Origin of the sequence: Streptomyces filamentosus, assembly GCF_014654895.1 — a bacterium.
In the GTDB taxonomy this organism is placed as follows: domain Bacteria; phylum Actinomycetota; class Actinomycetes; order Streptomycetales; family Streptomycetaceae; genus Streptomyces; species Streptomyces filamentosus.
Genome location: NZ_BNBE01000001.1, coordinates 3,817,463 through 3,839,257 on the forward strand (window position 1 = coordinate 3,817,463; position 21,795 = coordinate 3,839,257).

The following is a 21,795-nucleotide window of genomic DNA, read 5'->3' on the forward strand; positions in this document are numbered from 1 at the left end:
GCTCAGCCGTCGGAATGGTTGTCAGCGATCTGTCGCCAGTGTTTGACCCAACCCGCCTTGCGGTTGTCTACCAGCCGGTGCACCAGACCCCAGCTGTGTACCAGTTCCAGGCGCAAGTTCTTGGGCAGCTTGTCGTGCTCGTCGCGCACATCCCGCCACACACGCCGATGCAGTGCCGGGAGGGCGTCTTCGGCGCAGCACTCGTTGAACTGCATCTCCCACAATCCGTGCAACGTGGCGTCGGCTGAACTGAGTGCGGCCACCTCCGCAGGCACCGCCTTGTGCGCGATCTCGCGAGCCACCAGGTCAGCGTTGAAGAACTGCCGCTTGGCTGCGGTCAGCTCCACATGACCCGCCTCGACCATCTGCCGGACGAACAATGCCGAGTCGAGGGCGACCGCCTTCTCGTCCTCCACCTCCAACACCAGCCGAAGCTGTTCTTCAACTGCTGGCAGTGCAGACCCGTACGGCTCGTAGTAGGCACGGCGAACCTGGTCGCCTTCGGGGCTTTGAAGCCGACGCATCAGGGCTGTCTCGTCCCACAGCTCGATGACGAGGCTGTGCTCCTTCTGCATCCGCTTCTTCCAACCGTCCCACCACTTTGCTGCGGGACCATCCATGCTGGACGGGATGCACAGAACCCAGATCGTGATCGTGTGACCCTGCTCCTTGGCTGCCTTGAGAGCGTGCGAGAGCGAGTCCCGAATCTGCTGCGAATGGCTCGTGGTGGTCACCGGCATGAAGTACTTGGACTGCCACACCGTGATGGCCCCACCGAGATCACCGGCGAAGGCATCCACTCCCCAGTCACCTGGGTTGGCAGCGATCATCCGGACGTTCGGGGTGGTAGCAGCAGCCAGCTGCGCGACCATCTTCTCGAAGTCGGCGCGGGCACCGTCCGCGCTCCCAGTGCGGTACTCGTGCACGCCGAACTGGATGGGCGGCACACCAGCCGCGACGGCCATGGGGCGATCCAAGCCGGCCCACCCCGCATCCCCCTCAGGCAACACCTACGTGCCGACGTCTGCCGACCGTTCGTGCCGCGCGACACACCGTGACGAGGGCAGCGTAGTCGTCGTGGTTTTTGGCGATCAAGAGGGGCTGCGGTGGCCGTGGCCAAAGGGCCACACAGTGGCCACCCGATCTGAGGTCTGGCCACGGAAGCCGAGAATCTACAGCCTTTTGTTGTGCCAGTTCGCCGGAGGCAGACGGGGAAGGAGCCCGAAGGAACTGGAAGCACTTCCGTGGTCATGCCAAGGTAGATGGCCGCCCAAGAGCCCCAATCCCATGGAGGCACCCTGCACCGGCAGCACCAAAACGATCCCCCTCCCCGACGCGACCTACTGGGTTACCCCTCGTCACCTGGCGGGCGACGACGAGTCTCTCGCCGACCAGGTGGCCGCGACCCTCTCGTCTGCCGGCTGGCGGATGTGGCCGACTGCCCGCGACACCCTTCTCTACACGAGCCCCAACGGGCTGTGTGGTGCCGAGTGGACACGCGCCGCCTGTTCGTTCGAACTGGGAGACCTTCCGGTTGCCTGGCAGATCTCCGCCCGGTCCCATCCCGATAGCGGCCTGCCTGAGTGGAACGCGTACTTCACCGCCGGCGTCCCCCACGAGGCGCTGACCGACTTCCTTCTCGCCCTCGAGGCCCGCACGGACCCCGCCTTCTCCTTCGATGGCCCAGAGATCGTCCTCTCGGCGGCCTGTGCCCAAGGATGGGTACGCGACATCGACCGCCCGCTCATCGCCGCTCTCGCCCCGGGCTCTCCGCCGGCATCTCGCTGGAGGAAGTGCCCCCGCTCGTTCGCGATGCCGATCCGCGGCCTGGTCGCTTCGGCTGGCAGGCGTGGGCGGAACCTTCTGTCGGCACCTCGTATCTCTGGTGCGCGACCTTCAGTGGCAGCACGCCTCACGATCTGGTCGCGATCTTCGCCGCCTCGCTCGCCTCCCCCCATCCCGTGCCGCGCTCTTGCCTGCCCGCCGGCGTCGAGGGGCAGCTCGACGTCATCCACCCAGGCACCCGGCGGCGGAGGAGAGCACGCGGATCCGATTGAGGCAGGACAGCGGGCGACGTCAAAACTTCGGGAAGTTTTCGGGAAATCCAGCCGCCAGGGGCCGCCTCTGACCGGATTCAGCCGGACAGATCCAGCCACTGGGGGAGCCTTCCCCGACCCCCTCACCCCCGACCGAAAACCGCCCCTGACCAGCAAAAAGGCCCCTCCCGAAGGAGGGGCCTCGCTCTGCGCCCCCGGCAGGACTCGAACCTGCGGCCAAGTGCTTAGAAGGCACCTGCTCTATCCGCTGAGCTACGGGGGCCGGTGGTGGCCTTGGGCCTGGTGGCCCGGGTTGGGTGTGCCTGCGGGGACAAGGATAGGGCTCTTGTCGCCTCGGGCCGGTTGCTTCGCCTGCGTGGCACGATGTGGAGGTTCGGTGAAGCGAACCGATAATCGCAGGCAGGTGCGATTCGCGCAGCGCTTTTCGCGTCGTGCGCGGCGGGTGTTGTGCAGTCGTTATGCCCGGGGTTCCGTTCCCCCTCCCCTTCTTCGGCGCGCAGGGTTCTTATACGCTTCAAAAACGCTCATAAATTGGGCATTCTTCGCATGTGGTGACCTTGGACGAACGGCCTCAGCTGATCGACGCACTCTCCGCCCTGCGCGACCGAGTCGCGGCCGTGCGTCTTCCCCTTCCCCTGCCCGACGTGCCACGCGCCCGGCAGACCCGGGCCGAACTGCTCGCGCAGCTCGACGACTACCTGGTGCCGCGGCTGAAGGACCCGGACGCGCCGCTGCTCGCGGTGGTGGGCGGGTCGACGGGGGCGGGGAAGTCCACGCTGGTGAACTCGCTGGTCGGGCGGCGGGTGAGCGAGGCGGGGGTGCTGCGGCCGACGACGCGGACGCCGGTGCTCGTCTGCCACCCGGAGGACCACCACTGGTTCGCCGGGCTGCGGGTGCTGCCGCAGCTCACCCGGGTGTGGCTGCCGCAGGCCGACGAGGAGCACCCGGCCGCCGGGGCCGAGGCCGGGGACAACGCCCTGCGGGTCGAGACCGCGGCCACGCTGCCCCGCGGGCTGGCGCTGCTCGACGCCCCCGACATCGACTCCCTCGTCGTCGAGAACCGGCTGCTGGCCGCCGAGTTGATGTGCGCCGCCGACATCTGGGTGATGGTCACCACCGCGTCCCGGTACGCCGACGCCGTGCCCTGGCACCTGCTCCGTACCGCGAAGGAGTACGACGCCACCCTCGTCACCGTCCTCGACCGGGTGCCGCACCAGGTCGTCGGCGAGGTCTCCCGGCAGTACGAGGCGCTGCTCGCCAAGGCCGGGCTCGGGGACGTACCGCGCTTCACCATCCCCGAACTGCCCGAGTCCACCGGGGACGGGTGCGGGCTGCTGCCCGAGAGCGCCGTCGCCGCGCTGCGGGCGTGGCTCGCGCACCGGGCCGAGGACCCCGCCGCCCGCCAGCAGGCCGTCTCCCGCACCGCCACCGGCGTCATCGACTCCCTCGACACCCGGCTCCCCGAGCTCGCCGGGGCCGTCGCCGCGCAGTACGCCGCCGCCGTACGCCTCGGGGGCGCCGTCGAGAACGCCTACCGCGGGCAGGGCGCGCGCGTGCGGAAGGAGCTCGGGAAGGGGGCCGTGCTCGCCGGGGACGCCCGTGCCCGCTGGCGCGCCTACCCGCGCGACAGCACCGCCGAGGAACTCCTCGACGCCCTCACCGAGTCCCTCGCCGCCCTCCTCCACTGCGCCGTCTCCGCCGCCGAGGAGACGATCCGCGAGGTCCACCGCCGCGAACCCGCCGCCGGAGCGCTGCGCACCGCCCCCGGCGGCGACCGGGCGGTCGCCGAGCGGATCGGCCTGGAGGTGCGGCGCTGGCGGCGCGTCCTGGAGGAGCTGGCCGAGGAGGAGGTACGGGGCGTGGAGAAGCCCTCCGGCCGCGGCGCCGCCCGTGTCGCGCTCCCCGACGCGGAGACCGTCGCCGCCCTCCTCGCCGCCTCCCTCCTCGGCGGCCGCCGCGCCCGCCCGGCCGGCGAGCGCCTCGCCGAACTCCTCGGAGCCCAGGCCGCCCTGCGCCTGCGCGACAAGGGCGGCGACCTCGTCCTCACCCACGTCGACCGCGTCCTGCACGCCGAACGCGACCGGCGCCTCGCCCCCCTCGACGCCCTCGGCGTCACCCCCGAGCCGCAGGCGGAGCTGATCGCCGCGCTCTCCGTACTGCAGAAGGAGAAGTGACGTGGCCGAGAAGCCGGAGATGACGAAGACGCCAGGGCGGCCGGAGCGGTCGGAGCGGCCGGAGAGGTCGGAGAGGTCGGAACGGTCGAAGGCGGCTGCGGAGAAGAGCGAGCGGTGGGACGACGGGCTGATCGCCCGGCGGGCCGCCGAGCGGATCGCCCCCGGGGAGATGCCCGGGGAGACGTCCGGGGAGCCGGCGGACGACGGCGAGGGCTCCGACGCCGGCGGTTTCGGCGGGAGTTACGGGGGCGGGCTGCGCACCCGGCTCGACGCCCTGCACGAACTCGTCGGGCTCTCCCGCACCCGGGTCGAGAGCGAGGCCCTCGCCGAGGCCGGGCGGGTCCTCGACGAGGCCGCGGCCCGGCAGCGGCTCTCCTCCCGGCACACCGTCGTCGCCCTCGCCGGCGCCACCGGCAGCGGCAAGTCCACCCTCTTCAACGCCCTCGCCGGCGTCGCCGTCTCCGAGACGGGGCTGCGCCGCCCCACGACCTCCGCCCCGCTCGCCCTCACCTGGTCCGAGGGGGCCGCCGGGCTCCTCGACCGGCTCGGGGTGCCCGGCCGGCTGCGCCGCCGCCCCCTCGCGGGCGGGGCCGCCGACGCCGCGCTCCAGTCGCTCGTCCTCATCGACCTGCCGGACCACGACTCGGCCGTCACCGCCCACCGCGACCAGGTCGACCGGGCGCTCGGCCTGGTCGACGCGGTGATCTGGGTCGTCGACCCGGAGAAGTACGCCGACGCCGCCCTCCACGAGCGCTATCTGCGGCCGCTCGCCGGGCACGCCGAGGTCACCTTCGTCGTGCTCAACCAGGTCGACCGGCTCGGTGCCGAGGCCGCCGAACTGGTCCTCGACGACCTGCGCCGGCTCCTCGACGAGGACGGCATGGCCCTCGGCGAGCACGGCGAACCCGGCGCGACCGTGCTGCCCGTCTCCGCCCTCACCGGCGAGGGGGTGTCCGAACTGCGCGAACTCCTCGCCCGGTTCGTCCAGGAACGCACCGCGCCCGAGCGTCGCCTCGCCGCCGACATCGACGCCGCCGCGGCCCGGCTGCGGCCCGCGTACGTCGCGGACGGGCGGGTGGGGCTCGGCGAGCGGAGCCGCGAGGAGTTCGCGGGCCGCCTCGCCGTCGCCGTCGGCGCCCAGGCCGCCGGCGAGGCCGCCGAGCGGGTCTGGCGGCGGGGCGCCATCCGCGCCTGCGGCAGCCCCTGGCTGCGGCTCTACCGCTGGTACGAGCGGCAGCGCGCGCACGGCTCCACCGATCCGCGGCTCGCGTCGCCGGTCGAGGACGAGCTGACGGCCCGCCAGCGGGTCGAGCAGGCGGTGCGGATCGTGGCCGACGAGGCGTCGCTGGGGCTGCCCGCGCCCTGGGCACAGGCCGTGCGGGAGGCCGCGCAGCGCGGCGCCGAGGGGCTGCCCGAGGCGCTGGACGAGCTGGCCGCCGGCCTCGGCGACCCGGCCGCCCGCCCGCCCCGGCCCGCCTGGTGGCCGGCCGCCGTCCTCGCCCAGGTCCTGATGACGCTCCTCCAGCTCTTCGGCGCCCTGTGGCTGGTCGGCCAGATCGTGGGCGTCGTGCCCCCCGGGCTGCTGCCGCCGGTCCTGGTCATGCTGGCCGGGATCGTCGGCGGCCCGTTGATCGAATGGGCCTGCGAGAGCGCGGTGAAGGGACCGGCCCGGAGGTACGGGCAGGAGGCCGAGCGCAAGCTCGCGGAGGCGGCCGCCGCCTGCGGCCGGGCCCGGGTCCTCGACCCCGTCTCGGCCGAACTGCTGCGGTACCGCGAGGTGCGCGAGCAGTACGCGAAGGTGGCCGGTCCCCGTCCCTCGCCGAGGATCGTCGGCACGGGCGGCCGCGGCGGCGCCCTGCGGCTGGGCGCGACCAGGGCGGGAGCCCGCGTCCGCTGAGCGGGGAGGGGGGAAGTGCTCCGGTCCGCCTCTGCCGGTCCGCCTCTCCCGGTCCGGCCTCCCGGTCCGCCCCTCCCCGGAGGGGGAGGACGGACCGGAGCGCTTCCCTGAGGGAGGGGCCGCCTCTCTCCCGGAGGGCCGGTTCGTCTCCCTTCCGGATGGGGCGACTTGCCCCCTCTCGGACGGGGCGACCTGTCCTCCTCCCGAATGGGGCGACCCGTCCCCCCCTCCCGGATGGGACGCCCCGTCCCCCTACCGGGTGGGACGCCCCGTCCCCCCACCGGGTGGGGGAGTTGTCCACAGCCCGTCGGTCGTCCACAGGCGCCGGCGGGCTTTCCGCCGTCCGGTCAGCATGGTGTCCACCAGGACGGGAGCGGATCCCGGGGCGTGGAGCCCGCGGGGCCAGGGAGGGGCACGGACATGAACGACACGACGGTGACGCTGGTGGGGAACGTGGCGACGGCGGTGGAGTACCGGGACACCGTGGCGGGGGGCGTGGCCCGCTTCCGGTTCGCGGTGACCGCCCGGCGGTGGGACCGGGAGCGGGCGGCCTGGACGGACGGCGCCACCAGCTTCTACACGGTCTCGGCCTGGCGGACGCTCGGCGCCAACCTCGCCGCCTCCGTCTCGGTGGGGGAACCGCTGGTGGTGCACGGCCGGCTGAAGGTCCGTGAGGACGAGCGCGACGGGCAGCGCAAGACCTTCGTCGACATCGACGCGCTCGCCGTGGGCCACGACCTGACGCGCGGCACCTCGGCCTTCCGCAGGACCGTGCGGACCGAGCCGGGGCCGGGGGGCGGAACGCTCCCGGGCGAGGGCGACCTGACGGATCGCAGGGGGGTGGCGAGGGCCGATCCGAAGGGGGAGGAGGACCCCTGGACGACCGCCGCACACCAGCTGGTAACCGCCCCCTGACCATGCGTTGTGGGGATTTGTCGACCAACTCGCCGGGGGTATAACGATTCCGAGACGGAATGGTTATCTCGTCGTATGACCGGGGACCGGGCTCTTCCGCCTCCCTAGGATTCCCGAGTACTCAGTGAGGCGCATGAGCCCATTGGGTCAGTGAGGCTGCAGGCGGGCGCTCCCCCCACGCGAATCGACCACGTTCGCGGAGCGGCTCGCCCGGAGGGGAAATCAATGTTTTCAGTTCGTGGGCGCAGCGCTGCCCGCATGGCCGCCGCGACGCTGGTCTCGGGCCTGGTCGTCTCCAGCGCCATAGCCTTCGCGGGCCCGGCGATGGCCGACGAGCCCGGCACGGGCGGACACGGTGCCGCCGCGACGCTCGGCGGTCTGACCGAGTCCGGCAAGATCAAGATCGAGAGCGACCGGGGCGACTCGATCCAGTGGGGCGGCCTCTTCGACCTCACCGTCGAGGGCGGCGGCTCGCTCCAGGCGTACTGCATCGACCTGTGGACGTCGACCGACCCGGGCACGAAGTACAAGGAGACCGACTGGGACAAGTCGACGCTCCACGAGAACAAGAACGCCGGCAAGATCCGCTGGATCCTGCAGAACTCCTACCCCCAGGTGAACGACCTCAAGGCGCTCGCCGGCAAGGCGGGCGTCGGCTCCCTCACGGGTGACGAGGCCGCCACGGCCACCCAGGCCGCCATCTGGAAGTACTCCGACGACGTCACGGCCACCCCGGAGGACCCGGAGGCCAAGGCGCTCGCCGAGTACCTGGTCGCGGAGGCCGCCAAGGCCCCCGAGCAGGAGGAGCCCAAGGTCTCCCTCGCGGCCTCCCCGGCCTCCCTCGCGGGCAAGCCCGGCGAGAAGCTCGGCCCGGTCAAGGTCGCCACCACCGCCGCCGACGGCACCGTCACCGTCTCGCTCCCGGCCGACGCCCCGGCGGGCGTCAAGGTCGTCGACGGCGCGGGCCAGGCCGTCACCACCACGGGCAACGGCAAGGAGCTCTTCCTCGACGTCCCGGCGGGCACCGCCGACGGCGAGACCAAGATCAGCCTGGCCACCGAGACCACGGTCCAGATCGGCCGCGTCTTCGGCAGCGTCGAGGGCCACGAGCAGACCCTGATCCTGGCCGGCAGCAGCAAGTCGGCGGTCAACGCCGAGGTCGCCGCCTCCTGGGCCAAGACCGGCCCCGTTCCGGCCGTCACCGTCGCCGAGAACTGCGCCAAGGGCGGCGTCGACGTCACCGCCACCAACGAGGGTGACGAGGACTGGACCTTCGACGTGAAGGGCACCTCCTACACGGTCGCCCCGGGCGAGACCAAGACCGTCACGGTCCCGGTCGACGAGGACGCGGTGTACGAGATCACCGTGACCGACGCGAACGGCTTCTCGAAGTCCTTCAAGGGCGTCCTGGACTGCAAGACCGCCCCGTCCCCGGAGCCGACGGCGACCCCGTCGGACACCCCGTCGACCGGCACCCCGTCCGAGACCCCCTCGACGAGCGCCACCCCGTCGACCACCGCCACCCCGGCGCCCAGCACCACCACGGACGCCTCCACCGGCACGACCGGTACGACCGGCACCACCGGCGGTGACCTGGCCGAGACCGGCAGCTCCAACGCCACCCCGATGATCGCCGGCATCGCCGTCGCGCTCGTCCTGGCCGGCGGCGCCGCGGTGTTCTTCCTCCGCAAGAAGAAGGCCGCGGGTCAGTAAGCGGCACCGCCGGTCGGCACGGACCGAACGGCAGGGACCGAACGGCATGACGTCACGGGGGTGAGAACGCCCCGTGACGGACGGCCCCGGACGCACCCGCGTCCGGGGCCGTCGCACGTCCGCACGCCGGAAACCCCGCGTCGACCCGCCCCGGCTCCTCCCGGCCGCCGGCCGCCGGCCGCCGGTCGCCCGCCGCCGTCCCGGCCCGCCGCCCCCGACGGTCCCCGGCCCACGATGCCGGCCCGCCACCCTGCCCCGCCGCCTCGGCCTCTCCCGGCCCCGCCCCCCGGCCCCGCTCCCCGGCCCGTCCCCCCTGGCCCGTTCCCTCGGTCCGTCGCCCCGCCCGTCCCCCCGGCCCGTTCCCGACCCGGCCCCGAGGTACTGGTTTCCGCCTGGGGGCGGAGGTGCGGCAAGATGGGTGTATCTGCCCACTCACTCTTTGCCGGACGGTTTCTCTTGGCTGAGTACATCTACACGATGCGCAAGACGCGCAAGGCGCACGGCGACAAGGTCATCCTCGATGACGTGACGCTGAGCTTCCTGCCGGGTGCGAAGATCGGTGTGGTCGGCCCGAACGGTGCCGGTAAGTCCACCGTTCTGAAGATCATGGCCGGGCTGGAGCAGCCGTCCAACGGCGACGCCTTCCTCTCCCCGGGCTACTCGGTCGGCATCCTCATGCAGGAGCCGAAGCTCGACGAGTCCAAGACCGTCCTGGAGAACGTCGAGGACGGCGTCGCGGAGATCAAGGGCAAGCTCGACCGGTTCAACGCCATCGCCGAGGAGATGGCCACGAACTACACGGACGAGCTCATGGACGAGATGGGCAAGCTCCAGGAGGACCTGGACCACGCCGAGGCGTGGGACCTGGACACCCAGCTGGAGCAGGCCATGGACGCCCTGGGCTGCCCGCCCGGCGACTGGCCGGTCAACAACCTCTCCGGTGGCGAGAAGCGCCGCGTGGCGCTCTGCAAGCTCCTCCTGGAGGCCCCCGACCTGCTGCTCCTCGACGAGCCCACCAACCACCTCGACGCCGAGTCGGTGAACTGGCTGGAGCAGCACCTCGCCAAGTACAAGGGCACCGTCGTGGCCATCACCCACGACCGGTACTTCCTCGACAACGTGGCCGAGTGGATCCTGGAGCTCGACCGCGGCCGCGCCATCCCGTACGAGGGCAACTACTCGACCTACCTCCAGAAGAAGGCCGAGCGCCTCAAGGTGGAGGGCAAGAAGGACGAGAAGCGCGCCAAGCGCCTCAAGGAAGAGCTGGAGTGGGTGCGGTCCAACGCCAAGGGGCGTCAGGCCAAGTCCAAGGCGCGTCTCGCGCGCTACGAGGAGATGGCCGCCGAGGCCGACAAGATGCGGAAGCTGGACTTCGAGGAGATCCAGATCCCGCCGGGCCCGCGCCTGGGCTCCGTCGTCGTCGAGGTCAACAACCTCTCGAAGGCGTTCGGCGAGAAGGTCCTCATCGACGACCTCTCCTTCACCCTGCCCCGCAACGGCATCGTCGGCATCATCGGCCCGAACGGCGCCGGCAAGACCACGCTGTTCAAGATGATCCAGGGCCTGGAGACCCCCGACGCCGGCGAGATCAAGATCGGCGAGACGGTCAAGATCTCCTACGTCGACCAGGGCCGCGCCAACATCGACCCCAAGAAGACGCTGTGGGCCGTCGTCTCCGACGAGCTGGACTACATCAACGTCGGCCAGGTCGAGATGCCGTCCCGCGCCTACGTCTCCGCGTTCGGCTTCAAGGGCCCGGACCAGCAGAAGCCGGCCGGCGTGCTCTCCGGCGGTGAGCGCAACCGCCTCAACCTCGCGCTCACCCTCAAGCAGGGCGGCAACCTGCTGCTCCTCGACGAGCCCACCAACGACCTCGACGTCGAGACCCTCTCCTCGCTGGAGAACGCGCTCCTCGACTTCCCCGGCTGCGCCGTGGTCGTCTCCCACGACCGCTGGTTCCTCGACCGGGTGGCCACGCACATCCTGGCCTACGAGGGCGACTCCAAGTGGTTCTGGTTCGAGGGCAACTTCGAGTCCTACGAGAAGAACAAGGTCGAGCGGCTCGGCCCGGACGCGACCCGTCCGCACCGCGCCACGCACAAGAAGCTCACCCGGGGCTGATCAGGCCGTGGCGAGACACCTCTACAGCTGCCCCCTCCGCTGGTCGGACATGGACGCCTTCGGGCACGTCAACAACGTGGTCTTCCTCCGTTACCTGGAGGAGGCCCGGATCGACTTCATGTTCCGGCTGGCGCCGGGGGACGGCAGCCCGTCCTTCTCCGGGGGGTCCGTCGTGGCCCGCCACGAGATCGACTACCTGCGGCCGCTGGTCCACCGGCACGAGCCGGTGACCATCGAGTCCTGGGTCACGAAGATCGGCGCGGCGTCGCTGACGATCGCGTACGAGATCAAGGACCCCGGCGTCACCTACGTCCGGGCGTCCACGGTCGTCGTGCCCTTCGACCTGGAGGCACAGCGGCCGCGCCGCATCTCCGAGGAGGAGCGCCGCTTCCTCCAGGAGTACGTCGACGACGGGATGACGTCCGCCGCATGACCGTGCTCGCCCCGCTGCACTTCGCCGACCCCAGGGAGGCGGCGGCCCTCGCCGCCTTCCTGGGCCGGCTGGTGCACTACGACCGCGCCGCCGCCGTCCGCCTCCAGGCCGGGGGCGGCGCGCTCGCCGTCTTCGGACGGCCGCCGTCCTTCGAGGTCCTCGCGATCCGCACGGCCCGTCTGGAGGACGCCGTCGACCTCGACGTCACCGTCTCCGCCGGCGCCCTCCTCGACGGCGTGGAGGAGGCGTCCGGCAAGGCCGTCGTCCCCGACGCGGTCACCGGCCCGCCCTGGGCCGGCGTCCTCCCCCCGCGCACCGGCTGGCGGCCCGTCCCGGGTCTGCCCGCGGCCGGGGAACTGCGCGGGGCGGTCGCCGCGGCCGTCGCCGAGTTCCGCCGCCGCGACGGGGAGCTCCCCGAGGAGCTGCGCACCCGCACCGAGCGCGACCGCGTCGGCCGGGAGATCTGGTCCCGCACCCTCGGTGCCACCGGCCTGCCGCTGCGCGCCGTGCACGCCGCCCAGTCGCTGGGCTTCCTGCCGCCGCGGGACGTGCCCGCCGACCTGCTGGCCGCCGGGCCGTGGCTGCGGCTGCGCACCCCGTACGGCTCCGTGGCCCTGCGCAAGGCCCCCGCCGCGCTCACGGTCACCCCGGCCCCGTAACACCGGCTTCGCAACACCGGCCCCGGCGCCGCGAGCGACGCCCGCCCGGGCCCGCGAGCGCCGCCCCGCCGTCACCACACCCTCCGCTCCGTCCCCTCCGCCGCCAGCGCGGCCACCGAGAGGGCCGTGGAGAGCAGCAGCAGGACGGCCGGGACGGCGAGCGAGCCCCGGGCGACGTTCTCGGAGGCCGGGACGGGGTCCATGCGGCCGGCCGGGTCGTAGGCGATCTCGACGGGCTTTCCGGCCTCGCCGAGCCTCTCCTCCCAGGCGAAGTCCTTCGGACGGCCGCCGGGGCAGTCCAGGGTGTGGTGGTACAGCCGCTTCGCGTCCGGCGCGCCCTCGCCGAAGGTGGGGTGGTCGGTGACCCGCACCTTCCCCACCACCACGCAGCGCACCGTCTCCGGGCGCACCCGCGCGTCCCTGGCCTCGATCCACACCGCGCCGAGCCCCGCGAGCAGCAGCACCAGGGCGAGGACGCTGCCGCCCTCGCGGAAGAGCACGTCGTGCGCCGCCGCCGCGAGCCCGGCGAGGACGAGCCCGACGAGGACCGCGAGCGCGGTCGGCACGCCCTGCGCGGACCGCATCGACCAGGTCCCCCACAGGTGGAGCAGTACGCCCGCGCCGAGCGGCACGGCCACCGCCCCGACGTGTCCGAAGACGCGACCCTTCCCCATCCCGACCACCCCCGGTGCGGGGACGCGGCCGGGGCCGGGGCCGGTTCCGCGGCGCCCGACCCCGCCGGCGTCCGGCGTCGCCCGTGCCCGACTCCGTGCCCGGCCCGGTCCGTCCCCCGCGTCCTCAGTGTTCGGCGTCGTCGGGCCACACCCCGATGTGGTCCTGCTCCAGTTCGAGCGCCACCCGGTGCTCCATCCCCAGCGTCGTGGTGTACTCCGCCGGGAGCTGGAGCCGGCCCGCGCGGTCGAGCATCGCGTACTCCCGCGCCACCAGCGACTCCTGGCCCTCCGCGTCCACCTCCGTGCGGCGCAGCACCTCGGAGGAGGTGCGGCCGTCGCGGATGGCGACCGTGCGGCGCACCTCGGTGGCGACCGCCTGGTCGTGGGTGACGATCACGATCGTGGTGCCCAGCTCCTCGTTGGCCCGGCGGAAGGCGGCGAAGACCTGCTCGCCGGTGGCCGAGTCCAGCTCGCCGGTCGGCTCGTCGGCGAGGAGGACCTTCGGGTCGTTGGCGAGCGCGACGGCGATGGCGACCCGCTGCTGCTGGCCGCCGGACAGCTGGTGCGGACGCCGGTCCCGGCAGTGCGCGATGTCCATCATCGTCAGCAGTTCCTCGGCCCGCTCCGCCCGCTTCTTCTTGTTGCCCGCCAACTGCATGGGCAGCGACACGTTCTGGGCGGCCGTCAGATAGGGGAGGAGGTTGCGGGCGGTCTGCTGCCAGACGAAGCCGACGACCTCGCGGCGGTAGCGCAGCCGGTCCCGGCCGGTCATGGCGAGCAGGTCGCAGCCCGCGACCCGGGCCGCGCCCGCGGTGGGCACGTCCAGGCCGGCCAGGATGTTCATCAGGGTCGACTTGCCGGAGCCGGACGCCCCGACCAGGGCCATCAGCTCGCCCTCCTTGACGAGCAGGTCGAGTCCCTGGAGCGCCTGCACCTCCACCCCGTCGGTGGTGAAGATCCGCACCAGGCGGTCGCAGGCGATCAGCGCGTCGTGGCCGTACGAGGGCCGGTCCCGGTGCGCGTTCGCGCGCCGCTCCAGCTCCTCCAGGGTCGTGTTCGCGGTCGTCGTCATCGTGCGTCTCCTGCCCTGAGTTCCTTCACCGAGCTCTTCCGGCCCGTCCACCAGGCCTGGACGGCCGCCGCCGTCCCCGTCAGGAGGACCACGGCCACCGCCGGCAGCACCAGCGACCACGGGTCGACCCGCAGCGGCACCCCGGCGAGCGCCGCACCGCCCTCCGCCGTGGCGAGGGCCAGCAGGCGCAGGTCGATGCCCGGCGCGAGCAGCGGCACCGTCGCCCAGCCGGCGAGCGCCCCGCCCAGCGCGGCGAAGACCGCCGGGGGCAGCGCCTCCAGGCCGAGCAGCCGCCGTCCCTGCCGCCGGGTCAGGCCCATCGTCCGCAGCCGGGACAGCAGCACGGCCCGCTCGGGGCCGCTCTGCGTCAGCGACAGCAGCACGGCGACCACCGCGTAGGCGGCGCCCGCGCCGATCGCCGCCGCGTAGAGCGTCTCGGCGCCGGACTGGAGCGGCGAGTCCACGTAGGCCTCGCGGGTCTCCGAGGCCAGTGTCACCGTGAAGTCCCCGGACTTCCCGGACTTCCCGGCGACGGCCGCCCGCAGCGCCTTCGCGTCGGGGGCGCCGCCCACGAGGACGGCGGTCTGCCGCCGGTTGGTGACGTCGGCGGCGTTGACCACGAGGAAGTCCTCGCCGCGCACCGCCGGGGTGGAGTCGCGGACCGCGACCACCTTCACGTGGAAGCTGCCGGTCGCCGTGTTGAGCAGTGCGGGCCGGCCGGCGAAGCGGGCGGCGACCGAGGGCGAGGCGAGCGCGGGCAGCACCCGGTCGGTGTCGCCGACGGCCTCCGGGCCGCCCTTCCCGGTCGTGGCGAGCAGTCCGGGCGGGAAGGCGCCGTTGCCGGTGCGCCGCGCGAGCTTCGCGTAGGCCGCGGGGTCGACGGCGACGAGCGGGGCGCTCATCGGCGAGTCGGCGGAGCCCGGCGACGGCAGCGACACCCCGTACTCGATCTGCACGGGCAGCGCCTCGCGGACGCCCTTCGCGCCGCGCACCGCCTCCACCGTCCCGGGCGGCAGCAGCAGGCCCTCGGTGCGGCCCTCGACCCGGGCCTCGGCGCCGGTCGCCAGGATCGCCGCCCGGTCGCGGGCGTCGGTGACCCCGGCGAGGACCGAGCCGCCGAAGGCGGCCGTGGTCAGCGCGAGGACGAGCGCGAGCAGCGGCAGCACCCCGGTGGCCGAGGCGCGTCCGGCGCGGGCGAGGGCGAGCGGGCCGACGGCGCCGCGCAGCCGGCGGGCGGGGCGGGCCAGCCAGCGCAGCGGCAGCGGCTGGAACCGTACGAGCGCGAAGGCGGCGAGCACGCCGACGAGCACCGGCGCCGCGCTGACCAGGTGGTCGCCGGAGTCGGAGGTGCCGCGCAGCCGCAGCGAGGCGATCGCGGCCGCCGCGAGGACCAGCGCGGTCAGCTCGACGACGGTGCGGCGGCGGGACGTCTTGGCGTCGATCATGTCCTCGCGGGCCCCGTGGACCCGGGGCGCCCGGTGCCGGAGCACGGCCCGGACCGGCAGCACGAGGGCCGCGACCAGCGCCACCAGGACGGCGGCGAGGACGGCGGGCAGCAGCGGAGCGGAGCCGGTCAGGGCCGGGGCGCCGGGGGTGTCCGGGCCGCGGACCAGCGCCACCGCCGCCACCAGGCCGAGGGCGGCGGCCGGGCCGGCGACCACCGAGGTCTCGCCGAGCAGCCGCAGGCCGATGCCGGTCAGGGAGGCGCCGCGGGCGCGCAGCAGGGTCAGTTCGGCGTCCCGGCGGGCGAGGAACAGCCCGCCGGTCATCGCGACCACCACCACGGCGACCGCGCCGATGCCGAAGACGGCGACGGCGACGACGGGGGAGATCGCGGCCCGGGACGCGAGCTGTGCGGCGACGACCTCGTCGAGCTCGGTGGAGATCAGGCCGGTGGGCCCGGTGACCTCGCGGACCGCCGCGAGCACGGGCCCGCCGGCCAGCGAGTCCAGGGCGGCCGCGAGCGGCTCGCCGTCCCGGGCGGCGAGGCGGTCGGCGGACACCGGGTAGCGCCAGTAGACCTCGGGGACGCCCGTGGTGGAGGTGAGCACGGACCCCGACGCGGGGGAGAGCAGCAGACCGGCCTCCCAGTAGTACGTGGTCTGCATCGGGTCCGGCTTCATCGTCAGCGACGGCGTCCGCAGCAGCGGGCTCACCGCCCAGTACGACCGCTGCGGGTCGTGCGGCTCGACGACGCCGGTGACGGTGACGGCGATCGGGTCGCCGCCGATGCCGGGCACGTGCACGACGGAGCCGACCTCGATCCCGAGGGCCTTCGCCGTCGCGGCCGTCACCGCCGCCTCCGCCTTCTTCGGCGTGCCGGCGGGCATCCGGCCCCCGCGCAGCTCCGCGTGCGCGGGCAGGTCGGAGACCGAGGCGGCGAAGAACTCCACCGGTTCGCCGTCCGGCTTCGGCAGCCACGGGTCGAGACCGACGACCCGTGTCGTCGTCCGCATGCCGTGCACGGTCTGCCCCCGGTCGGTGGCCAGCGGCGCCGGCAGCAGCGCCCGCAGCTCCTCCTGCTCCTCCCGCAGGCCCTCCGGCTCGCGCGAGGCGGCCGGCGGGAGCGGGTCGGTGATCTCCAGCACGGCCCGGTGGGCGGGGGCGGTGCGCAGGGCGTGCCGCAGGCCCTCCGTCTCGTACGAGTCGACCACCCGCGGCAGCGCGGCGGCGAGCAGCGCGGTGACGAACACCAGCAGCGCCAGACCGGCCGCGGCGCCGGGTGCGGCCCGCAGCCGGGTCCGCACCCAGGGGGCGACGGCCCGGCCGGGCGCCTTCTCGGACTCGGCCGCCGGCGCGGGCCGGTGGTCGGGGGACGCGCCTGCGGACTGCATCGGGCGGGACTCCTCGCGCGGGACGTCGGACATCAGTTGTCTCCCTGGTGGCGCAGGGTGACCGCCGGATCGTTGCGGCGCAGGGCGATGGCCGCGACGACCGCGAGCGGCAGGGCGGCGACCCCGGCGAGGAGCAGGGCCACCTCGCCGAGGGGCAGTTCGACGAGGACCGGCGGCGCGGGCCGGGTGGCCCGGCCGGTCAGCACCACCAGGGGGACGACCACCCGGGCCAGCAGCGAGCCGAGGGCGACGCCCACCAGCAGGCCGACGCCGATGAGGACGCCCTGCTCGGCCGCGAGGAGCCGGGCGAGCCGGCGGCGCGGCGCGCCGATGGCCCGCAGGATCGAGAACTCGGCGGCCCGCTCCCGTACGGAACCGGCCGAACCGACCGCGAAGCCCACGGCGGCCAGCGCCGCCGCGGCCGCCGCCACCGCCATCAGGGCGGTGTGGGGGCCCGCGCCCAGCGGGTCGTCGAGCAGCCCGGAGGCGATCTCGTCGCGGACGACGAGCTCACCGGGCTCGCCGGTGGCCCCCCGCAGCTCCTTCGCGACGGCGGCGGCCCGGCCCCGCTCGGGGGTCAGCCACCACTCGGTGGGCGCCACGGGGGCGAGGCGGTCGACGGCCGCGAGCGCGCGGTTGGCGGACTTCAGGTCGACGAGCACGCCGCCGCCGTCGTCCGGCATGCCGGAGGCGGCCTCCGCGTCGCCGGGCCGGCCCTCGGTCCCCGTCGTCGGCAGGTCCTCCACGACCCGGACGATCACCGCGGACACCTGCCGGCCGCCGAACGACAGCTGCACGACGTCGCCCCGCTTCGCCCGGGACGCCGCCATGAACGCCTCGGAGGCGATCGCCGGAAGCCGCTCGGCGTGCTCGCCCACCGGCGAGGTCAGCCGCACCTCGTAGCTCTCCGCCGGGGGCGGGAAGGGGCTGGAGAAGACGTCCTCCAGCGAGTACGCGGCCTCGTACGGCGTTCCGCCGCCCGCGGCCGGACCCTGCTCCCTGATCACCAGCTTCCTCGGGTCCTGGGTCTTGCCCTCCAGCGTCTGCTCGAAGTCCGCGGTCCAGCCGGCCAGCGTGCGCGCCGGGTCGACGGTCCGCAGCTTCCCGTCCGCGCCGGTGACGCCGAGCAGGTCCACCCGGAGGGTCGCCGCGTGCTCGACGTGCTCGGAGAAGTAGGCGGAGAGCTCGATGCCCGTGAGGACCAGGCCGCCGGGGCCGCGGGCGCCGCCGGTGGTGAGCGCCGTCAGGTCGAGCGTCATCCGGTGGGTGCGGCCGTCCGGCGGCAGGACGCCCGCCCGCAGCCGGTACGGGACGCCGTGCGCGTCCTCCAGGGCGAGGGTGACCTGCCCCGGATCGACGCCCTTCGCGGCCCGGCTCCGCAGGTCCACGACGAGCGCGCGGCTGCCCTCCGGCACCGGCAGGCCGGGCCGGACGCCGTCCCGGGACGCGAGCGGGGCGAGCAGCCCGGCGGGCGAGGAGCCCGCCAGGTCCTCGCGCATCAGCAGCCCGGAGCCGAGCCGGTCGGTGGCGACGGCGAGCACGGCCGCGCCGTGCCCGGCGACGTCCAGGGACTCCCGGCGGACCGGGGCGACCTCGCGGACCCCGGGGACGGCCGCGAGCCGCGCCGTCCGGGCCGGGTCGCCGGGACCGAAGCCCAGCACCCGCACCTCGGCACCCGCCCGGAAATCGGCCTGGTCGTGCTGCGACCGCTCCCACGAACGGCTCTGCCCGACCGCCAGCATGCCCATCGCCACGGCCAGCACCAGGAGCAGCACCGGGCCCGCGCCGCGCAGCGGCCGGCGGCTGAACTGCCAGCCGGCCAGTGCTGCCGACAGGCCCCGGCCGCCGGCCGCGCGCCGCTCGGCCAGCTTCGCGGCGGGCGGCAGCAGACGCAGCGTCAGGACCGTGCCGGCGAGCAGCGCCAGCGCGGGCGCGGCGACGAGCACCGGGTCGACGGCGCCGCCGTCGGCGGCGGCCTCCGGCTGCCGCTGGAGCTGCCAGAGCGCGATGCCCGCGACCAGCAGCAGCGCGAGGTCCGCGCCCGCCCGCACCGGCCACGGCAGCGTCCCGCCGCGCGCCTTGCGCAGGGACACGGCGTCGCCGTCGCGGGAGGCGAGCGCGGGCGCCACGACCGCCGCCGCGCAGGCCAGTGCCACCCCGACGGAGACCAGCCAGACCGTGGCGCCCGGCGAGGTGTCGAGCTCCACCCCCAGCGAGGAGAGCCCGGACCGCGAGGCGAACAGCCGGGTCAGCGGGCCGGTGAGCAGCGGGGCGAGGAGCGCGGCGGGCACCGCGAGGAGCAGCGCCTCGGCGGCGGCGAGGGCGGTGATCCGGCGCCGGGAGGCACCGCGGGCCCGCAGCAGCGCGGTCTCGCCGGACCGCTCGGTGCTGAGCAGCCGGGCGACGAGCAGCAGCGCGTAGGCCGCCAGCAGCACCAGCTGCACGGCGACGACGAGGAGCGTCGAACGGGACACCGCGAGCGCGCGCTCGGTCTGCGCCAGGGCGGTCGGCAGCCCCGTGGTCACGTTGAGCGTGGTCCCGAAGGTCGTGGTGTCGGCGAGCAGCCGCTCCGGCTCCCGGGTCGCGGAGGCCCGCAGACCGGAGATCCCGTCGGTGTGGAGCCGGGAGAAGTCGGCGGTGCCGAGCCAGGAGGTCCCGCCCGGGGCGAGCGTGCCGGAGGCGAGCACCGAGGGGTCGGCGAGCAGCGGCCCGTACGTGGTGAAGGAGAGCGTCCGCACGCCCCGCCCGCCGGCCGGGTCGAGCAGCCAGTAGGGGTCGGTGGGGTCGGTCGCCCCGTAGACGCCGGTGATCCGGACCCGCAGCTTCTTCTCGGTGAGCCGGTCGGTGAGTTCGAGGACCGCGCCGGGGCCGGTCCGCAGCCGCTTCGCCGCCTGCTCGGGCAGCGCGGTCTCCACCACGCCGCCGGTGCGCGCCGCCGACGGCCAGGCGCCCCGCACCAGGGTGAGCCGCGCGCGGTCGAGCGCGGCGAACTGCGTCAGGTCCGGATCGCCCTGGCGGGCGGCGGGCGGCTGGAGCGACCGCGGCAGCGCGTACGGCCCGGAGCTCTCCAGACGCCGCACGGTGACGGGCAGTCCGTCGAAGGCGCGCCGGGCGCTGTCGGTGACCGCCCGGTCGGCGGCGGCCCGCCGGTCGGCCGGTATCTGACCCGAGACGAGCAGCGTGGAGGCGGCCGCCGAACGGTCACGCAGCCGTGCCTGGAGCGCCGCGTCGCCGATCGAGCCGGAGAAGGCGGCGAGGGCGGCGAGCACCGTCGTCGTCAGGACGACGGCGAGCAGCGCCGCGCCCAGCAGCAGCCGGTGAGCCCTGACGCGCAGAAGTACGAACCCCGTCACCCATCCCCCTGGCCGCTCCACGCGCGTCCGCAGTCACCGAACGCCTGTCGAACTTTCGAAACGTTCCGGGAATGCTTTCATCGGCCATGGGTCGCTGGAAACCGCTTGCGCACCGACCTTGATGCGATCGTGACCGTTATTCGGTGATCGGTTCCTGGAATGTGTTCATCCGGTGGCACGGAGTGGTCCGGACCGGTCGCGGGCGGTTCTCAGCCGGGAGTGTTCACCATCGAGGCCGCCGCGTACGTCATGTACCGCCACAACTGGGCGTCGTGCTCCGGCGCCAGCTCCAGGCTGTCGATCGCGGCCCGCATGTGCCGGAGCCAGGCGTCGTGCGCGGCCCGGTCGACGGCGAAGGGGGCGTGCCGCATCCGCAGCCGGGGATGGCCGCGGCGCTCGCTGTAGGTGCCGGGGCCGCCCCAGTACTGCATCAGGAAGAGCGCGAACCGCTCCTCGGCGGGACCGAGGTCCTCCTCCGGGTACATCGGGCGGAGCAGCGGGTCCCCGGCGACGCCCTCGTAGAAGCGCCGGACGAGACGGCGGAAGGTCTCCTCGCCGCCGACCTGCTCGTAGAAGGTCTGCTCCTGCACGGTGCCGTCCCCGGGAATCTCGTTCACCGTTCCATCGTCTCAGACGGACCGGACGAGGACCGGAGGTCTAGGACCCCCGGCCCCTCCCCGGCTCAGCCCCGCCGGACGGTGATCGTCGTCCAGGCGCCGACGTGCACGCGGTCGCCGTCCTGGAGCTGGACGGGGACGTACGGCTGGATCGGCTCCTCGCCGCCGTTGACCGTGGTGCCGTTGGTGGAGTTCTGGTCCACCACCGCCCACGAGCCGTCGGGCTGCTGCACCAGCACCGCGTGCTGGTGCGAGACGCCCGGATCCTCCGGCGGCACCGCCAGGTCTATGTCCGGGGCCTCGCCCGTCGAGTGCCGGCGCCGGCCGATCGACACCTGGTTGCCCTGGAGCGGCAGCTGCTTCGGCGGCGCGTACGCGGGCAGGTTCAGCCCCGACGCCTCGGGACCGCTGCGGCGCATCATCGCCATGAAGTAGTCCCGGTCCGGCCCGATGTGCGCCGTCCACCCCTGCGGGGCCTGCGGCCGCGGCGGTTGCGGGGCCTGCGGAGGCTGCGCCTGCGACGGCGGGGACAGCACCCAGTCGTCGTCCGCCCGCGGCGGCGCCTGGTGGTGGGTCGGCTCCGCCCCCAACGGCTCCGCGGGCCGGTTCACCTGCGAGGGCCGCGAGTCGTGGTACCCGAACGGGTCCTGCGGTGCGGGAGGCGCGGGCGGTGCGGGCTGCGCGGGCGGCGCCACGGGCGCGGCGGACGCCGCCGGCGTCACCGGAGGCGGCCCCAGCGGACGCTGTGCCTGCGGCGGCGCGATCGGCGTGTACGAGGTCGCGGTACCCGTCAGGAAGTTCCAGCGGCACTCCTCGCAGAACGGCGCCATGTGCTCCCGGGGCGTCCGGCACTGCGGGCACAGCTCCGCCTGCGCGGTGGCATTCGGATCCCCACCGGCACCGAAGGCACTGTTCGCGGAGGGGGGATTGCCGGGGGCGCCGGGACCGCCGGGGTAGCCGGGGCCATTGGGGCCGCCGGGACCGCCGGGGCCACCGGGACCGCCGGGGCCGTTGGGGCCGCCGGGTGCACCGGGGCCACCGGAGAAGCCGGGGCCGTTGGGACCGCCGGGCGCACCGGGGCCGTCAGGACCGCCGGGCCTGCCCGGACCGTCGGAGAAGCCGGGACCGCCCGGACCGCCAGGGGCGCCGGGGAAGCCAGGGCCGCCCTGGGCGCCGGGACCACCGGAGAAGCCGGGGCCGTTGGGGCCCCCGGGCGCACCGGGGCCGCCAGGCGCACCGGGGCCGCCTGGGTAGCCGGGACCGCCCGGAGCGCCGG

At 74.4% G+C, this 21,795-nt stretch carries 14 protein-coding genes, 1 tRNA gene and 2 pseudogenes; 9 read left to right on the forward strand and 8 right to left on the reverse strand.

Annotation, left to right across the window (positions count from 1 at the left end):
* Window positions 1–2: 2 nt before the first annotated feature.
* On the reverse strand, window positions 3–965 hold the full coding sequence (locus tag IE326_RS17210) for a serine/threonine protein kinase (protein ID WP_229915378.1): 963 nt from the start codon (window positions 963–965) through the stop codon (window positions 3–5).
* 463 nt (window positions 966–1,428) lie between these two features.
* On the opposite strand from IE326_RS17210, the pseudogene IE326_RS40680 reads away from it, so the two are divergent.
* Together IE326_RS40680 and IE326_RS40685 are read left to right on the forward strand one after the other, a co-directional pair.
* Window positions 1,429–1,491 (forward strand): annotated as a pseudogene (locus IE326_RS40680) (hypothetical protein); the annotation flags it as partial.
* A 227-nt stretch (window positions 1,492–1,718) separates the two neighbouring features.
* On the forward strand, window positions 1,719–2,057 hold the full coding sequence (locus IE326_RS40685) for an SPDY domain-containing protein (protein WP_229915379.1): 339 nt from the start codon (window positions 1,719–1,721) through the stop codon (window positions 2,055–2,057).
* A 189-nt stretch (window positions 2,058–2,246) separates the two neighbouring features.
* Here IE326_RS40685 and IE326_RS17220 read toward each other — a convergent pair.
* Window positions 2,247–2,319 (reverse strand) — tRNA-Arg (locus IE326_RS17220).
* Between the two features lie 295 nt (window positions 2,320–2,614).
* Here IE326_RS17220 and IE326_RS17225 point away from each other — a divergent pair.
* The 7 genes from IE326_RS17225 (at window position 2,615) to IE326_RS17255 (ending at window position 11,969) form a co-directional block, all read left to right on the forward strand.
* Entirely contained in the window at window positions 2,615–4,231 is a 1,617-nt protein-coding gene (locus IE326_RS17225; RefSeq protein ID WP_150228243.1) for a dynamin family protein, read from the forward strand.
* Window positions 4,232–4,250: 19 nt separating this feature from the next.
* The gene (locus IE326_RS17230) at window positions 4,251–6,128 is read left to right on the forward strand and encodes a YfjP family GTPase (RefSeq protein WP_190042277.1); all 1,878 of its coding nucleotides are present in this window, start codon (window positions 4,251–4,253) and stop codon (window positions 6,126–6,128) included.
* A gap of 420 nt (window positions 6,129–6,548) precedes the next feature.
* On the forward strand, window positions 6,549–7,043 hold the full coding sequence (locus tag IE326_RS17235; RefSeq protein ID WP_150228242.1) for a single-stranded DNA-binding protein: 495 nt from the start codon (window positions 6,549–6,551) through the stop codon (window positions 7,041–7,043).
* 258 nt (window positions 7,044–7,301) lie between these two features.
* Window positions 7,302–8,756 carry a Cys-Gln thioester bond-forming surface protein gene (locus tag IE326_RS17240; RefSeq protein WP_308440316.1) on the forward strand — a complete coding sequence of 485 codons (1,455 nt, stop codon included), beginning with the start codon at window positions 7,302–7,304 and terminating at the stop codon, window positions 8,754–8,756.
* Between the two features lie 456 nt (window positions 8,757–9,212).
* The gene (gene ettA, locus IE326_RS17245; RefSeq protein ID WP_150228240.1) at window positions 9,213–10,877 is read left to right on the forward strand and encodes an energy-dependent translational throttle protein EttA; all 1,665 of its coding nucleotides are present in this window, start codon (window positions 9,213–9,215) and stop codon (window positions 10,875–10,877) included.
* 7 nt (window positions 10,878–10,884) lie between these two features.
* Window positions 10,885–11,310, forward strand: a complete 426-nt coding sequence (locus tag IE326_RS17250) for an acyl-CoA thioesterase (RefSeq protein ID WP_150228239.1) — start codon at window positions 10,885–10,887, stop codon at window positions 11,308–11,310.
* Window positions 11,307–11,969, forward strand: a complete 663-nt coding sequence (locus IE326_RS17255; protein ID WP_190041957.1) for a DUF8010 domain-containing protein — start codon at window positions 11,307–11,309, stop codon at window positions 11,967–11,969. Before IE326_RS17250 ends, IE326_RS17255 begins: the two co-directional genes overlap by 4 nt.
* Window positions 11,970–12,040: 71 nt before the next feature.
* Here the strand turns inward: IE326_RS17255 and IE326_RS17260 are convergent, their stop codons facing one another.
* From IE326_RS17260 to IE326_RS42030, 6 genes and pseudogenes are all read right to left on the reverse strand, one after another.
* Entirely contained in the window at window positions 12,041–12,643 is a 603-nt protein-coding gene (locus tag IE326_RS17260) for a hypothetical protein (protein ID WP_190041958.1), read from the reverse strand.
* A 124-nt stretch (window positions 12,644–12,767) separates the two neighbouring features.
* Window positions 12,768–13,715 carry an ABC transporter ATP-binding protein gene (locus IE326_RS17265; RefSeq protein ID WP_190041959.1) on the reverse strand — a complete coding sequence of 316 codons (948 nt, stop codon included), beginning with the start codon at window positions 13,713–13,715 and terminating at the stop codon, window positions 12,768–12,770.
* Window positions 13,712–16,582 (reverse strand): FtsX-like permease family protein, encoded by a 2,871-nt coding sequence (locus tag IE326_RS17270; protein ID WP_229915380.1) that lies wholly within the window; start codon window positions 16,580–16,582, stop codon window positions 13,712–13,714. Before IE326_RS17270 ends, IE326_RS17265 begins: the two co-directional genes overlap by 4 nt.
* Window positions 16,582–19,902: an FtsX-like permease family protein gene (locus IE326_RS17275; RefSeq protein ID WP_190041960.1), complete on the reverse strand. Its 3,321-nt coding sequence runs from the start codon at window positions 19,900–19,902 to the stop codon at window positions 16,582–16,584. The genes IE326_RS17270 and IE326_RS17275 overlap by 1 nt, the downstream gene beginning before the upstream one ends.
* A 209-nt stretch (window positions 19,903–20,111) precedes the next feature.
* Window positions 20,112–20,519 carry a globin gene (locus IE326_RS17280; RefSeq protein ID WP_150228234.1) on the reverse strand — a complete coding sequence of 136 codons (408 nt, stop codon included), beginning with the start codon at window positions 20,517–20,519 and terminating at the stop codon, window positions 20,112–20,114.
* A gap of 65 nt (window positions 20,520–20,584) precedes the next feature.
* Window positions 20,585–21,463 (reverse strand): annotated as a pseudogene (locus IE326_RS42030) (FHA domain-containing protein); the annotation flags it as partial.
* Window positions 21,464–21,795 lie beyond the last annotated feature (332 nt).